Raw genomic sequence first — 15,870 nt, 5'->3', positions numbered from 1 at the left:
GGTTTAGGCTGCTTCAATTTCAGGCTGTGGTTTTACCGTCTTTACTGGCTGAGTTGCCAGTGAATCTGCCTCAAAATCGTCAACGTTAATTGAGCGCAGGCGGCTGCTTTCCGCTTGAGTCAGGATTGTTGCCTCCTCTTCGTTAATCCATCCTTCTTTAAGGCCGCGTGTAGCCAGATGGTCAAGTCGGGTAAAAGCCAGATTTTTTTTCAACTGTTGGCACAGGCGATCGTGAATGCCTTCTGCGGCAATAATGTCCTGCAATGCGCTCTCCAACTGTCCGGCCGGATTATGTTCACTCGGCGTCAGATATTGGCCCCGACCTAACCGCGTACGCGTAGCTGAGGGTGCTTGCAGTATTTGCGCCAGCGTGTGGTCAAGGCTATCGGAAGGTGCGCGACAATGACGGCCAGTAGGAAAGATCGTGATTCGCAGTATCCCTGCGATAAAACGGTTTGGGAAGTTCCGCAGTAAATCGTCCATTGCGACTTCCGCCTGGTTCAGGGCATCCTGCACGCCCCAGTGCACCAGCGGTAGATCCGCTTCATGGCGTCCTTCATCCTCATAACGTTTGAGTGCCGCTGAGGCCAGGTAGAGCTGACTTAGTATATCGCCGAGGCGAGCAGAGATGCGCTCGCGACGTTTCAGACTTCCCCCCAATACCGCCATGGAGATATCAGACAGTAGCGCCAGATTGGCACTGATGCGATTCAAATGCTGGTAGTAGCGTCGGGTTGCATCTCGCGTAGGGGAACGACTGGTGCGCCCTCCGGTCAGGCCAAGCCACAGACTACGTACCTTATTGCTGCCAACATGACCGATATGGCTGAACAGCGCGCGGTCAAAAGCGCTAACATCGTTGCTCTGTACCGCTGCCATTTCCTGCAGAACATAAGGATGGCAACGGATAGCACCCTGACCAAAGATAATCATGCTGCGTGTCAGGATGTTGGCACCTTCGACGGTGATGGCAATCGGCGCGCCTTGGTAGGCGCGGGCCAGGAAGTTACTGCTGCCCAACATAATGCCTTTACCGCCGGCGATATCCATGGCGTCAACGATGGCACGCTGTCCCCGATGGGTGCAGTGATATTTTACTATGGCTGAGAGAACGGCTGGTTTCTCACCCAGCATAATGCCACAGGTAATTAATGATGCTGCCGCGTCCATTACATAAGCGTTACCGGCAATCCGTGCCAACGGTTCCTCGATCCCTTCCATTTTTCCGATGGGCAATTTGAACTGGCGGCGAATGTGAGCATAAGCGCCTATCGCTAGCGCAATGCTTTTTAGGCCGCCGGTTGAGTTGGATGGTAGTGTAATTCCACGCCCCACCGACAGGCATTCCACTAACATGCGCCAGCCTTGCCCGGCCATTTTCGGTCCGCCAATGATGTAATCGATTGGCACGAAAATATTCTCGCCGCGTGTTGGGCCGTTCTGGAAGGGGACATTAAGCGGGAAATGCCGGCGACCAATCTCAACGCCGGGCGTACGGGTAGGGATTAGCGCACAGGTGATACCCAGTTCTACGGTCTCTCCCAACAGATGTTCGGGGTCTGATAGCTTAAAAGCCAAACCCAGCACGGTCGCGATCGGGGCCAGCGTAATGTAGCGTTTGTTCCACGTCAGGCGCATGCCCAGTACTTGTTCGCCTTGCCACTCGCCCATGCATACCACGCCAGTATCGGGAATCGCACCCGCATCAGAACCGGCTTCCGGACTGGTAAGGGCAAAGCAGGGGATCTCTTCGCCGCGTGCCAGGCGCGGTAAATAGTGATCTTTTTGCTCATTTGTTCCGTAGTGTTGCAGTAATTCTCCCGGGCCCAGAGAGTTTGGGACGCCGACAGTAATAGCCAGAATACCGGAAACGCCCGCAAGCTTTTGCAGCACACATGCTTGTGCATACGCCGAAAACTCAAGCCCGCCATACTCTTTCTTAATGATCATGGCGAAAAAACGATGCTCTTTCAATAAAGCCCAAAGCTCTGGCGGCAGATCGGCCATTTCATGAGAGATTTGGAAATCATTCGCCATCCGACAGGCCTCCTCCACCGGACCGTCAATAAATGCCTGCTCAGCCTCGCTCAGTCGCGGTTGAGGATAGTGATGCAGCATTTTCCAGTCAGGATTGCCGCGGAATAACTCGCCTTCCCACCAGGTTGTACCGGCGTCTATTGCCTCTTTTTCGGTACGTGACATTGGCGGCATCACTTTTTGAAAAGTATGAAACGCAGGTTTCGCGAACAGTGCACGACGCATTGGCAAAAAATTAAACGGTAGCAGAATAATCGCCAGTGGTATCAGTAACCATGGCGTCCAGAGTGACAGCATTGCCATCGCGGCAGTCCAGGCCAGCAGGATAATACTGCTGAGCAGCAGACCGACCCGGTGGTAAAAGAGTGCGCCGAACAGTACAAGCGTCGCGATAATACTGAGAACCATCATAATTAACCGCTCCGTAGGTTGTAAGAGGTCTGACCTGTTTAAACCAATGATCCATGTTTAAAACAGATGAAGGTTCTTAGCAATGTGTTTACATAATAATTACAACGTGGCTCACAATCCCGCAGCAGTAAAAGTCAAAGATCGGGTGCGGTGTGAACGATGCTTTTCGGCTAATGCCCATTCCGGTAAACTTAGCGATGACTTTCCTCTCATCCAAAGGACATCCCTATGTACCAGGATATTATTCGTTCGGAGCTAAACGAAGCCGCAGAGACGCTAAATAAATTTCTGAGCGATGAAGCCAACATTCATGCTATTCAACGCGCGGCAGTGCTGCTGGCCGACGCTTTCAAAGCGGGCGGTAAGGTGCTTTCTTGCGGTAACGGTGGGTCACACTGCGATGCGATGCATTTTGCCGAGGAATTGACCGGACGCTATCGTGAAAATCGCCCTGGCTATCCGGCGATTGCGATTTCAGATGTCAGTCATCTTTCCTGCGTCAGCAATGATTTTGGCTACGATTACGTCTTTTCTCGCTATATTGAGGCCGTGGGCTTTGAGGGTGATGTGCTATTAGGGCTCTCCACCTCAGGCAATTCCGCCAATATTATGAAAGCGGTAGAAGCCGCGCGTGCGAAGGGGATGAAAGTTATTACCCTGACCGGCAAAGATGGTGGCAAAATGGCAGGTATGGCAGATATTGAAATTCGTGTACCGCATTTTGGTTATGCCGATCGCATTCAGGAGATCCACATTAAAGTCATCCATATCCTGATGCTGCTAATTGAAAAAGAGATGGTTAAGTAACCGCGGGATAATGACGTTGTTTGTCGCCCGGGATAACCCCGGGCAGAACGTGGTGCGGCGCCAAATAAGCAGTCAATTTCAGAGGTAAAACGATGTGCGAATTGCTCGGGATGAGCGCAAACGTCCCAACGGATATCTGCTTTAGCTTTACCGGGCTGGTACAACGTGGCGGAGGAACAGGGCCGCATAAAGATGGCTGGGGCATCACTTTCTATGAGGGTAAGGGATGCCGCACGTTTAAAGATCCACAACCCAGTTTTAACTCGCCGATTGCACGCTTAGTGCAGGAATATCCCATCAAATCCCATTCGGTTGTGGCACATATCCGCCAGGCAAACCGGGGTGAAGTGTCACTGGAGAACACCCATCCTTTCACTCGCGAAGTGTGGGGACGCAACTGGACTTATGCGCATAATGGTCAGTTAAAAGGCTATCGTCATCTGGATACCGGGGCATTTCGCCCGATAGGGGAAACGGATAGCGAAAAAGCGTTTTGCTGGTTGCTGCATAAGCTGACTACCCGCTATCCGCGCACGCCGGGAAACTGGCCTGCTGTTTTTCGTTACATTGCGGAATTGGCAGCGGAGTTGCGGCAGAAAGGGGTATTTAATATGTTGTTGTCGGACGGGCGTTATCTGATGGCGTTCTGCTCGACGAATCTGTTTTGGATCACCCGCCGCGCACCTTTTGGCAAAGCTAAATTGCTCGATCAGGATGTGGAGATTGATTTTCAGAAACAGACCACGCCTAACGACGTGGTCACCGTTATTGCCACCCAACCCTTAACCGGTAACGAAACCTGGCACAAAATTGAACCCGGCGAATGGGTACTATTTTGTCTGGGAGAGCGCGAAGAAGGAACTCGAGGATGAGCGGGTGCTGCTGTTCATCAGCGAGGAGCTGTTATTCAATACGTAGCGGCCTGAGTTTACGCTCACAGTAGGCGGCTGGTGGTATTGTGCAAACCATGCATAGCCGGGCTGCAGTTGCTTCCAGAAATTGGCATCGGTTGAATTACGGTGCCGTTGCATATTGGCGTCGGTCATACGGAAGGGATAAATACTGACATTCACTTCCGGCTGACCATTACGCAGCGCTGCATTGACGAAGTTAAATATCTCATCCATATAGGTATTGGTCATGGCGTAACAGCCAATGGACACGCAGTCACCGTGGATCATTAAATATTTGCCATCGTAGCCCTGTTCACGATCGTATTGGTTGGGAAAACCAATATTGATTGCGCGATAAAAACGACTGTCAGGCTTCAACTGGTTCTGGGTGACGGTGTAGAACCCCTCGGGGCTCTTAAAGTCTCCCTGACGACGTTTTGGACCAAGGCCGCCGGAAAAATTGCAGATACGATAACTATCCAGCAAGCGATATTCATTGCCGATTTTGCCATATAGCTCAAGCGTGCGTTCTTCTTTGAATATCTGTAGATAAACGGGCGTGCCAATTAATTGTTTCTTTAACTCTTTGCTTACCGGCGCCAGTGGCTGAACAGGTTCAGGCATGCTGGCCATGCTAACGGCTGGCAGAAAAATCATCGCAAAAAACAGTGCGATTTTGACCATTCTGATTCCCTTGAAATAGAGGGGTTTAAGTGCAACGGCTATTTTTTCGAATGCGGATGGGTGGCCGTTCGCATCGTTAGCTTACCCGTGAAATCCGGACCTGCCGAACGGCGGGGAAAGCGTTCTTTTGCTGGCCGGTCACACCTTTAACTGCATTCGTGAGAGCACGTCTGTCGCTTGCATTATCGGAAAATTCCGCTATCGCAGCGCAACATTAACATTGTCTATTTTTTTATCAAGCTGATCGTTAAAAATCCCCTTCAATCCGCCTGATTCTCTTTGTCTGCTACCCTGTTTTGTCACGCGTGCAGATATTGAATTCGCTGCCTTTTGCTGTATACTTATACAGTGCCTTCGGAGGGGATATGCGTAAAATCATTCATGTTGATATGGACTGCTTTTTCGCAGCGGTTGAAATGCGCGACGATCCCAGCCTGCGCGATATCCCTATTGCTATTGGCGGTAGCCAGCAGCAGCGTGGGGTGATTAGCACGGCTAACTATCCGGCGCGAAAGTACGGTGTACACAGCGCGATGTCGACCGCAATGGCGCTAAAACTCTGCCCGCACCTTAAGGTTATTCCCGGTCGGTTTGACGCTTATAAAGAAGCGTCTCGTCATATCCGGGAGATTTTCTCGCGCTATACCTCATTAATTGAACCACTTTCGCTGGATGAAGCATACCTCGATGTGACCGAAAGCCCGCATTGTTACGGTTCTGCAACACTTATGGCGCGCGAGATTCGTGAAACTATTCATCGGGAACTTAATTTGACGGCTTCAGCCGGCGTCGCGCCAATAAAGTTTCTGGCTAAAATTGCTTCTGATTTGAATAAACCCAATGGTCAGTTTGTGATCACGCCTGAGGAGATGTCCGTTTTCCTGCTGACGCTGCCGCTGGCAAAGATCCCTGGCGTCGGCAAGGTGACGGCAAAAAAACTGGAAGAACTGGGGCTTTATACCTGTGCAGACGTACAAAAGAGCGACCTTATCGCGCTACTTAAACGTTTTGGCAAATTTGGACGGGTGTTATGGGAACGTAGCAACGGCATTGATGAGCGGCAGGTGAACACCGAGCGACTACGCAAATCACTGGGTGTTGAACGTACGCTTTCCGAAGATATACACAGCTGGGAACAATGCCTGACGATTATTGATTATTTGTATGATGAACTGGAACGTCGGCTGACGGCGATCAAGCCGGATCGGCATATTGCCCGGCAGGGCGTAAAACTCAAATTTAATGATTTTCAGCTCACGACTCAGGAACATGTCTGGCCAATATTGAATAAGGATGATTTGATTGCCGTGGCAAGAAAAACATGGGACGAGCGCCGTGGCGGACGTGGTGTCAGATTAGTGGGACTTCATGTTACGCTGTTGCCTCCCCAGCTTGAACGCCAGTTTTTACTGGCGCTGTAACGGTCAGGCTACCATCCTGGATACCTGATACCATGCTCTTTTCTGCGATACGAATTGCAAAAAAACGCGCGACTGGAGCGCGAAAGGGGATTAACGGACTGGAATCGCTTTTAGCAGCGCGGTCAGCAGTTTCCAGTACAGGCCAACGCTCTCTATATGTACCTGCTCATCAGGTGAGTGCGGACCAGTGATGGTTGGGCCGATAGAAACCATATCCATTTCCGGGTAAGGCTTCTTAAATAAACCACACTCCAGACCTGCGTGAATCACCTGAATATTAGGTGTTTTATTGAATAACTTCTCGTAGGTTTCACGTACCAAGGCCATCACTGGCGACGTTGCATCTGGCTGCCAGCCAGGGTAGCCACCTTTTGGTGCGGTTTTCGCACCGGCCAGTGTACCCAAAGATACCAGCATCTCAACGACGTAATCTTTACCGCTATCGATCAGTGAGCGAATCAGGCAGATAATTTCTGCTTCGGTTTCTTTGAGGGAAACCACGCCAACGTTCAGTGAAGTTTCAACCACACCTTTCATCACGTCTGAATTGCGGATAACCCCATTTGGCGTACTGTTCAGCAGGGCCAAAAAGCGATCGCGGCTGCTATTGGTCAGCGCCTGTACGTCGTTGGCTACCGGCTCAATCAGCACATTGAGATTCTTCTCTTTTGCGCTTAGCTCGTTCTGCAGCGTTGCCAGATAGCCCGTTGCAGCGGCCTTCAGCGCATCAATCTGTTCGACTGCAACGGCAAGCGTTGCAAAGGCTTCACGCGGAATGGCATTGCGCAGCGTCCCGCCGGTAAAATCGATCAGACGCACATCCAGATCTTTCACATGCGCGGCGAGAAAGCGCGCCAGCAATTTGTTGGCGTTACCCAGCCCAACGTGAATGTCGCAACCGGAATGTCCGCCTTTCAGCCCTTTAATCGTTAGCTTAAGCGTTTCAAAACCGGTTGGGACAGCTTCACGTTCAACCGGTAATGTGGTGATGAAATCGATGCCGCCTGCGCAGCCCATATAGATTTCACCTTCCTCTTCGGAGTCGGTGTTGATCAGGATATCTGCTTGTAACCAGCCAGCCTGCAGGCCAAATGCACCATCCATACCGGCTTCTTCGGTCATGGTCAGCAGCACTTCAAGTGGGCCATGCTCGACGCTTTCGTCGGCCAGTACTGCCAGGGCGGAGGCCATGCCGATACCGTTATCAGCCCCCAGCGTGGTACCGCGTGCTTTTACCCAATCACCATCAACCCAGGGTTGAATCGGATCTTTGGTAAAATCGTGGACCGTATCATTATTTTTCTGCGGCACCATATCAAGGTGGGCCTGCAGCGCGACAGGTTTGCGGTTTTCCATGCCCGGGGTCGCGGGTTTACGGATAAGAATATTACCGACATTGTCGCGATCGACCCAGAAACCTTTCTCTTTGGCCCAGGAAAGAATGTGTTCGGCCAGCGCTTCTTCATGGTAAGAAGGATGTGGGATTGAGCATATTTTGGCAAAAATATCCCACAGCGGCTGTGGTGATAATTGAGACAGTTCAGACACAATAAGTCTCCTGTTTCGGCAACCGGTCAGGCCGGTGCGTCGCATAGTTTCCAGTTAAAAGATCGCCGTCGCTAAATCCAGCGAGCCAGGCAAAGAATACCACCCTTTAACGCAGCGTGTGCAACCCGCCGCGGTAAAAACCTGCAACCGAGGTTCCGGATGCTGGTTTTTACCGCTTCAGATCCTTATAATCTCGCGCAACCTTTTCCCATTGCATATATTTAAGCCAAAATTGTTGGTCGGGATGCCTTTATGAGTGAAAAATACGTCGTCACCTGGGATATGTTACAAATTCATGCCCGTAAACTGGCCCAGCGCCTACTTCCAGTCGAACAATGGAAAGGCATTATCGCGGTGAGTCGCGGTGGTCTGGTTCCCGCTTCCTTGCTGGCGCGCGAACTCAATATCCGTTACGTGGATACCGTGTGCATCTCCAGTTATGACCACGATAATCAGCGTGAGATGAAGGTACTGAAGCGTGCAGAAGGTGACGGCGAAGGTTTCATCGTCATTGATGACCTGGTGGATACTGGCGGCACCGCGCAGGCTATTCGGGATATGTATCCGAAAGCGCGTTTTGTAACGATTTTTGCAAAACCTGCAGGCCGCCCGCTGGTAGATGATTATGTGGTGGATATTCCGCAGAACACCTGGATTGAGCAGCCGTGGGATATGGGCGTTGTGTATGTCCCGCCTATCGTTAAGAGCTAAACGTTTACCGTAACGATTGAACAATATCTTTACCCATGCCCGGTTTTCCCGGGCATTGTTGTTTCTGCGGGTCGCGCTCTTGCGGCTACTGCGATAGACTGACCTTTCGCTATGTCGCGCCGGAAGGAAGCCTTACCATGACATCGAAAAATCTCAGCGAGGAGCTGTTCAAGCCTCGTTTTAAGCATCCTGAAACCTCCTCACTGGTTAAACGCCGCCACTATCCCACACGTAACGTGCAGTCCACTCTCGACGGAGAAAATTACTCGGTCTGGTACCGTATGCTTAATCGTCTTATGTGGAGCTGGCGTGGCCTGCCACCGCAGGAAATTATCGAAGTATTGGCCCGGATCGCGGTGAGCGACGTTGAACGAACGACTCGCGGGCTACTAGATACGGTGATTGGCTATCGTAGTGGTAACTGGATTTATGAGTGGTCAAAACAGGCGATGCTCTGGCAGCAGAAAGCCGCAGAGGCAAAGGATAATGCGACAGCGGGGGAGTGCTGGCTCCATGCCGCCAATCTCTATAGCCTGGCTTCCTATCCGCACATTAAAGGCGATGAACTGGCAGAACAGGCGCAAACACTGGCGAATCGGGCTTATGAAGAAGCCGTACCCTATCTTGACTCCGAACTGAAAGAACTGGAGTTTGCGATACCTGACGGAAGCCCTATTTTTGGTTTTTTACATATGCCGAAAGAGCATCAGGCTCCTTATGCTACCGTCCTGATGTGCGGTGGTCTGGATACGCTGCAAAGTGATTATTATCATTTTTACCGTGACTATCTTGCGCCGCGCGGCATTGCAATGCTGACTATTGATATACCCTCCGTAGGCTTCTCTTCGCGCTGCAAACTTACGCCGGACTCCAGCTTTCTACATCAGCAGGTTCTGCGCGGGCTGGAAAATGTTCCGTGGGTGGATCATACCCGGGTTGCGGCTTTCGGCTTCCGATTTGGTGCCAATGTAGCCGTGCGGTTAGCTTACCTTGAAGCTCCGCGCCTGCGTGCTATTGCCTGTCTTGGTCCTGTGGTGCATAGCTTGCTGGTCGAACGGGAACGGCAGGACGGCGTGCCGGATATGTATATGGATGTGCTTGCCAGCCGCCTCGGAATGTCACAGGCAGAGGATTCTGCGCTGCGTACCGAGCTCAGCCGCTACTCACTAAAAATGCAGGGGCTGCTGGGACGGCGGACGCCGACACCTATGCTGTCAGGCTTCTGGCACAACGATCCGTTTAGTCCGGAAGACGATTCGCGCCTTATCGTTAATTCATCTGCGGATGGCAAACTACTGCCTATCGCTTTTTCTCCGGTGATGAAAAATTTTGACCAAGGGCTTAATCGAATTTGTGACTGGCTGGAGAAACGTCTGCGCCAGTAGTTGCTATTTTTCAATAGTTTGCTATACCCATCATACTCAAAATTGTACTTCTGTTGGCTATGTGGCTGGCAATCCGAATGATTTAGCGTAAAAACTTATTAAATGAGGTTAAAACATGACGTTACCGAGTGGACATCCGAAGAGTCGATTAATGAAGCGTTTTGGGTCTCTTGGCCCTTACATCCGTGAGAACAAATGTGAAAATGAACGTTTCTTCTTCGATTGCCTTGCCGTATGCGTCAATGTAAAACCTGCACCTGAAGCCCGTGAATTTTGGGGGTGGTGGATGGAGTTAGAAGCGCACGCCGATCGCTTTACCTACGAATATTATTTCGGCTTGTATGATAAAGAAGGCCACTGGCAGCCAACCGCGATTAAAGGGAAAGAGAATAACCAAAAGCTGGAAGAAACACTGCGTAATTTTCACGAGCGTTTAAAGGCGTTACTGGAGGAGATGGAGTTGGGATTATTTCCGGCAGAAGATTTCGAAGATCGGCCCGTACAGTTAACGGTTTAAACGGGTATTGCATTATTGAGAAGAGAATCGGGGTGGGCATTACCCACCCCGATTGAATATCAGAACTGATAGACCAGACCTAACGAGACCACATCGTCGCTATTCAGTGACAGTTTGTTATCATCGCTCAGACGGTTGATTTTATAATCGACGTAAGTCGACATATTTTTATTGAAGTAGTAGGTTGTTGCTACGTCGATATATTTTACTAAATCCACGTCGCCAATACCGCCTTCAATATCCTTACCTTTGGTTTGCACATAACCCAGTGATGGACGCAGACCCCAGTCAAACTGGTACTGTGCGACCAACTCAATGTTTTGTGTCTTATTCGCGCTTCCGCTAACCGCATCACCGGTCAGACGTGATGTGCCAGTGATTGGCGTCATATTACGCGTTTCGGTATAGATCGCTGCCAAATACACGCTATTAGCATCGTATTTCAGGCCTGTTCCCCACGAGTCAGCTTTGTCGCCGTGCCCAAAGGCGGAGCGCTGCTGGCTGTCGGTACGGTCAGAACTGGTATAGGCACCGATGATGCTGACGCCAGTATCTGCGATACCGTAGCTCAGTGAGCCGCCGTATCCATCACCATTCTGACGCAGAACATCCGAACGACCATTAATGCTATTCGAGTCATTTTTACCCTGGTATTGCAGGGCAAATTTCAAGTTATCAACCAGACCGAAGAAATTGTTGTTACGGTAGGTTGCAACACCGGAAGAACGCAGGGTCATAAAGTTGTCAGCGCGTGCGGTACCGTCACCACCAAACTCAGGGAACACGTCGGTGATTGCCTCAACGTCATACAGTACGCCGTAGTTGCGACCGTAATCGAAAGAGCCGTAGTCACCGAACTTCAGACCCGCAAAGCCCAAACGGGTACGGGTGCTTTTAGTTCCTTCGCTTTCGGCATTGTTCACTGGAACATGATATTCCCACTGGCCGTAACCGGTAATCAGGTCGTTAATTTGTGTCTGGCCTTTAAAGCCGATACGGATATAAGACTGATCGCCATTAGCGCTGTCGTTATCACTCATATAATGTTGAGCTTTGACTTTGCCATAGAGGTCCAGCTTATTACCGTCTTTATTATAAATTTCTGCTGCATGTGCCGTTGCGGATAAAGCCAGTGCAGCGGTTAAAATTGCCAGAGCGCTCTTCTTCATTTGTTATTATCCCGAATGAGTAAACGTCAGTATTGCCACGGTTGCTGTTCTAATTGCACGAACGTTTTACCCGTTGGCGATGAACGATTTATGACAGTTTTTAGCATTTATTGTGAATCGCCCTTTATCGTATTGAATGTCATGAACGGGATTTTTGTGCTTTTCCCCCGATGCCTGTTGGCATCGCGCCTGACACCTGATAAAACGTCTGTTTGCATACTTTTTTTAGCAATGGCAGGAAATAATGAGTGGCAGCCAGACTCTGGTAGTCAAATTGGGTACCAGTGTCCTGACCGGCGGATCGCGTCGGTTAAATCGGGCACATATTGTTGAGTTAGTCCGCCAGTGCGCGCAGCAGCACGCGGCTGGACATCGAATTGTTATTGTCACCTCGGGCGCAATGGCGGCCGGGCGTGAGCATCTGGGCTATCCCGAACTGCCGCCGACCATCGCCTCAAAGCAGCTATTGGCTGCCGTGGGGCAAAGCCGTTTGATTCAGCTTTGGGAACAATTGTTCTCTATTTATGGTATTCACATCGGTCAGATGTTACTGACGCGCGCCGATCTTGAAGATCGTGAACGTTTTCTCAATGCGCGTGACACGCTACGTGCATTGCTTGATAACCACATTGTGCCGGTTATTAATGAAAATGACGCCGTGGCCACAGCGGAAATCAAAGTTGGAGATAATGATAATCTTTCTGCGCTGGCGGCGATGCTGGCGGGAGCGGATAAACTGCTGCTGCTGACCGACCAACCGGGATTGTTTACCGCCGATCCGCGCCACGATCCTGCTGCTGAACTTATTAGCGATGTACACGGCATTGATGATGCGCTGCGTACCATTGCCGGAGACAGCGTTTCAGGGCTGGGGACTGGCGGAATGGCTACCAAACTGCAGGCTGCTGATGTTGCCTGTCGTGCCGGAATTGATGTGATTATTGCTGCGGGCAGTCGTGCCAGCGTGATTGGTGATGTGATCGACGGTAAACCCGTCGGTACGCGCTTTCATGCGTTGGAAACGCCATTGGAAAATCGCAAACGTTGGATCTTTGGTGCGCCGCCGGCTGGTGAGCTTATCGTTGATGACGGTGCGTTGTCAGCGATATTAGAGCGCGGCAGCTCATTGTTACCAAAAGGTATCCGTCAGGTGAGCGGAAACTTTTCCCGTGGTGAGGTTATCCGCATCCGCAACCTGCAAGGACGTGATGTGGCCCACGGTGTTTCCCGTTATAACAGCGATGCAATGCGAATGATAGCCGGGCACCACAGCCAGCAAATTAGTGAAATTCTCGGTTATGAATATGGGCCGGTCGCGGTGCATCGCGACGATATGATCGTCAGCTAAGGGGCATATGATGCTTGAACAAATGGGTAAAGTGGCGAAAGCGGCATCTTACCAACTCGCGGTACTCTCCACCGCGGAAAAAAATCAGCTCCTGCTGACGATTGCCGATCGACTTGAGGCGCAGAGTGCCGAAATCCTTTCGGCAAACCAGCGGGATCTGGCTGATGCACGTCAGAATAATATGAGCGAAGCGTTACTCGATCGTCTTGCGCTTACGCCTGAACGTTTAGCCGGTATTGCTAATGATGTACGCCAGGTTTGCCGCCTGGCCGATCCGGTTGGATTGCTGATTGACGGTGGCCAGCTCGACAGCGGTTTACGTATTGAACGTCGCCGCGTGCCGCTCGGTGTGGTGGGGGTCATTTATGAAGCGCGTCCGAATGTTACGGTTGATGTTGCTTCGCTCTGTCTGAAAACGGGCAATGCGGTGATCCTGCGCGGTGGCAAAGAGACATACCGTACCAACAGTGCGACGGTACGCGTTATCCAGAGCGCGCTACAGGCCCATGGACTTCCTGCGGGTGCGGTGCAGGCGATTGAAAGCCCGGATCGCGAGCTGGTGAATCAGTTACTGAAACTGGATCGTTACGTGGATATGTTGATTCCTCGTGGCGGCGCAGGCCTGCATAAACTTTGCCGTGAGCAGTCGACCATTCCGGTGATCACGGGTGGGATTGGCGTATGCCATATTTATGTCGATCGCTTCGCTGAGCTGGATGCCGCGCTCAAGGTCATTGTGAATGCGAAGAAGCAGCGTCCAAGTGCCTGTAACTCCGCTGAAACCCTATTGATACATCAGTCGATAGCTGAAGCTTTCCTGCCCGCCCTGAGTGCGCGGATGGCGGAAGAGGGCATCAATCTGCATGCTGATGCGAAATCGCTTGCTGCCCTACAGGCGGGGCCGGCAACTGTGATTGCGGTGCAGGAGGCTGATTATCACGACGAATGGTTATCGCTGGACCTTAACGTTAAGATCGTTGCGGATATGGAGGAAGCTATTGCTCATATTCGTGAATACGGTACGCAACATACCGATGCGATATTAACGCGCAATACGCAAAGTGCAGACCAGTTTGTGAGGCAGGTTGATTCTTCAGCGGTGTACGTTAACGCCAGCACCCGTTTTACCGATGGCGGTCAGTTTGGCCTGGGAGCGGAAGTCGCGGTAAGTACCCAGAAACTGCACGCCCGAGGCCCGATGGGACTGGAGGCGTTGACGACTTATAAGTGGATTGCCTACGGCGACGATAGTATTCGTCAGTAATTCAGTAATTATCCCGACAAACAAAACAGAGAGCAGCGACGTATAAGGGATGCGTTCTGCTCTGCATCAAAGCGACATTTTCTTTTGGCCGGGAGCGGGCCGTGACCGAGCGGAAGGACACCACAAAACTCGCACAACTGTTTAGTGCCGGGGAAGATAAGTCTATGACAAGTGATGATAAATTGGCCATCTAAACGACAGGCGCTTGACTCAGCCGCCGCTTTTTCTTAACGTATCACTCCTTTCTCCAAAGCCGATATAGCTCAGTTGGTAGAGCAGCGCATTCGTAATGCGAAGGTCGTAGGTTCGACTCCTATTATCGGCACCATCTCAACTTCCCCAAACGTCCGTATTCATCCATAAATACCCTGATTTATAACGATTTTACCGATTTTTAGTCCATCATCGTCCGTAACCATCCAGTAGAATCCGATACAGAATGTGTATAGGATTGTGTATATGTTCCTGTTCGGTCCGGATTCCTATACACATGCCTTTAAACGATATGCAAATTCGCCGCGCTAAGCCTGAAGATAAACCCTATACGCTTGGGGATGGGCAAGGCTTGTCATTGCTTATAGAACCTAATGGAAGCAAGAGCTGGCGGTTCCGCTATCGCTATGCCGGTAAACCCAAGATGATCTCGCTTGGCGTTTACCCAACGATCACCCTTGCCGATGCGCGTTCCCGTCGCGACGATGCCCGAAAACTGGTGGCCGAAGGTAAGAATCCGAGTGAGGTTCGAAAAGAGCAAAAGATTGCTTTGCAAACGGAGTCTGAAAGCGCGTTAGAAATGATAGCGACAGAGTGGCACCAGATGAAGTCTGCCAAATGGTCGGCAGGTTATGCTTCTGACATCATGGAAGCGTTTCAGAACGATATTTTTCCTTACGTGGGTACAAGACCAGTAGGCGAAATTAAACCGCTAGAACTGCTTAATGTGCTGCGTAAAATCGAAAAGCGCGGTGCATTAGAAAAAATGCGCAAAGTTCGGCAGCGATGCTCAGAAGTTTTCCGCTATGCCATAGCCACAGGTAGAGCTGAGTTTAATCCAGCATCGGATCTCTCTAGCGCCCTCGAAGTACACCAATCAAATCACTTCCCGTTCCTAAAGGCTGATGAGATACCAGATTTCCTGCGTGCTTTGAATTGTTACACCGGAAGTCGGCTTGTCCTGATTGCCACGAAATTACTGATGATTACGGGTGTAAGAACGATTGAATTACGTGCCGCATTATGGTCGGAATTTGATCTGGATAACGCTCTTTGGGAAATTCCAGCAGAAAGGATGAAAATGCGTAGGGTACATCTTGTGCCGCTATCTACTCAAGCGTTAGATTTACTCAACGAACTTAAGATAATGACAGGGAATTATCGTTATGTTTTTCCGGGGCGGAACGATCCGAACAAGCCTATGAGTAAAGCGAGTATAAACCAGGTTATCAAGCGTATTGGCTTTGCAGGGAAAGTCACTGGGCATGGATTTAGACATACGTTATCGACTATTTTACATGAGCAAGGATTTGAATCCGCTTGGATCGAAATGCAGTTAGCACATGTTGATAAAAATAGTATCCGTGGCACATATAATCATGCTCAATATTTCGAGAAAAGAAAGGATATGCTTCAATGGTATTCCAATAAGATTTTGAGCTAAAAAAGCCGAGATGAACTC

Annotated in this window: 13 protein-coding genes and 1 tRNA gene; 10 read left to right on the top strand and 4 right to left on the bottom strand. The window is 50.5% G+C overall.

Going from position 1 to position 15,870, the window contains the following annotated elements; translation table 11 throughout:
* Positions 1 to 3: 3 nt before the first annotated feature.
* Positions 4 to 2,448, bottom strand: a complete 2,445-nt coding sequence (fadE, locus tag J1C60_RS13870) for an acyl-CoA dehydrogenase FadE (RefSeq protein WP_128176682.1) — start codon at positions 2,446 to 2,448, stop codon at positions 4 to 6.
* Positions 2,449 to 2,676: 228 nt separating this feature from the next.
* On the opposite strand from fadE, the gene lpcA reads away from it, so the two are divergent.
* Positions 2,677 to 3,255: a D-sedoheptulose 7-phosphate isomerase gene (lpcA, locus tag J1C60_RS13865; protein WP_128176684.1), complete on the top strand. Its 579-nt coding sequence runs from the start codon at positions 2,677 to 2,679 to the stop codon at positions 3,253 to 3,255.
* Between the two features lie 92 nt (positions 3,256 to 3,347).
* Positions 3,348 to 4,127, top strand: a complete 780-nt coding sequence (locus J1C60_RS13860) for a class II glutamine amidotransferase (RefSeq protein ID WP_128176686.1) — start codon at positions 3,348 to 3,350, stop codon at positions 4,125 to 4,127.
* On the opposite strand, the gene dpaA is transcribed toward J1C60_RS13860, so the two are convergent.
* Entirely contained in the window at positions 4,086 to 4,832 is a 747-nt protein-coding gene (gene dpaA, locus J1C60_RS13855; protein WP_128176688.1) for a peptidoglycan meso-diaminopimelic acid protein amidase, read from the bottom strand. The two genes, J1C60_RS13860 and dpaA, sit on opposite strands and share 42 nt — an antisense overlap.
* A 365-nt stretch (positions 4,833 to 5,197) precedes the next feature.
* Between dpaA and dinB the strand changes: the two genes are divergently transcribed.
* A complete protein-coding gene (gene dinB, locus J1C60_RS13850) occupies positions 5,198 to 6,253 on the top strand; it encodes a DNA polymerase IV (RefSeq protein WP_128176690.1) in 1,056 nt (351 codons plus the stop codon).
* Between the two features lie 90 nt (positions 6,254 to 6,343).
* On the opposite strand, the gene pepD is transcribed toward dinB, so the two are convergent.
* The gene (gene pepD, locus J1C60_RS13845; protein ID WP_128176692.1) at positions 6,344 to 7,801 is read right to left on the bottom strand and encodes a beta-Ala-His dipeptidase; all 1,458 of its coding nucleotides are present in this window, start codon (positions 7,799 to 7,801) and stop codon (positions 6,344 to 6,346) included.
* 252 nt (positions 7,802 to 8,053) lie between these two features.
* Between pepD and gpt the strand changes: the two genes are divergently transcribed.
* The 3 genes from gpt to crl all read left to right on the top strand — a co-directional run bounded on the left by gpt (position 8,054) and on the right by crl (position 10,414).
* Positions 8,054 to 8,512 (top strand): xanthine phosphoribosyltransferase, encoded by a 459-nt coding sequence (gpt, locus tag J1C60_RS13840; RefSeq protein ID WP_128176694.1) that lies wholly within the window; start codon positions 8,054 to 8,056, stop codon positions 8,510 to 8,512.
* Positions 8,513 to 8,649: 137 nt separating this feature from the next.
* Positions 8,650 to 9,897, top strand: a complete 1,248-nt coding sequence (frsA, locus tag J1C60_RS13835) for an esterase FrsA (protein ID WP_128176696.1) — start codon at positions 8,650 to 8,652, stop codon at positions 9,895 to 9,897.
* Between the two features lie 115 nt (positions 9,898 to 10,012).
* Entirely contained in the window at positions 10,013 to 10,414 is a 402-nt protein-coding gene (crl, locus tag J1C60_RS13830) for a sigma factor-binding protein Crl (protein ID WP_128176698.1), read from the top strand.
* 59 nt (positions 10,415 to 10,473) lie between these two features.
* Here crl and ompC read toward each other — a convergent pair whose 3' ends face one another.
* The gene (ompC, locus tag J1C60_RS13825) at positions 10,474 to 11,583 is read right to left on the bottom strand and encodes a porin OmpC (RefSeq protein ID WP_128176700.1); all 1,110 of its coding nucleotides are present in this window, start codon (positions 11,581 to 11,583) and stop codon (positions 10,474 to 10,476) included.
* Positions 11,584 to 11,827: 244 nt separating this feature from the next.
* On the opposite strand from ompC, the gene proB reads away from it, so the two are divergent.
* The 4 genes from proB to J1C60_RS13805 all read left to right on the top strand — a co-directional run bounded on the left by proB (position 11,828) and on the right by J1C60_RS13805 (position 15,852).
* A complete protein-coding gene (proB, locus tag J1C60_RS13820) occupies positions 11,828 to 12,931 on the top strand; it encodes a glutamate 5-kinase (protein ID WP_128176702.1) in 1,104 nt (367 codons plus the stop codon).
* Positions 12,932 to 12,941: 10 nt separating this feature from the next.
* The gene (gene proA / locus J1C60_RS13815) at positions 12,942 to 14,195 is read left to right on the top strand and encodes a glutamate-5-semialdehyde dehydrogenase (protein ID WP_128176710.1); all 1,254 of its coding nucleotides are present in this window, start codon (positions 12,942 to 12,944) and stop codon (positions 14,193 to 14,195) included.
* 252 nt (positions 14,196 to 14,447) lie between these two features.
* Positions 14,448 to 14,523 (top strand) — tRNA-Thr (locus tag J1C60_RS13810).
* Between the two features lie 162 nt (positions 14,524 to 14,685).
* Complete coding sequence (locus tag J1C60_RS13805; RefSeq protein ID WP_128176704.1) at positions 14,686 to 15,852, top strand: tyrosine-type recombinase/integrase; 1,167 nt, start codon at positions 14,686 to 14,688, stop codon at positions 15,850 to 15,852.
* The last annotated feature ends 18 nt before the right edge of the window (positions 15,853 to 15,870 follow it).

This window comes from [Pantoea] beijingensis (assembly GCF_022647505.1).
Classification (GTDB): Bacteria; Pseudomonadota; Gammaproteobacteria; order Enterobacterales; family Enterobacteriaceae; genus Erwinia; species Erwinia beijingensis.
The sequence above is the reverse complement of the archived record's forward strand: the minus strand, read 5'-3'. Positions and strand labels throughout refer to the sequence as shown.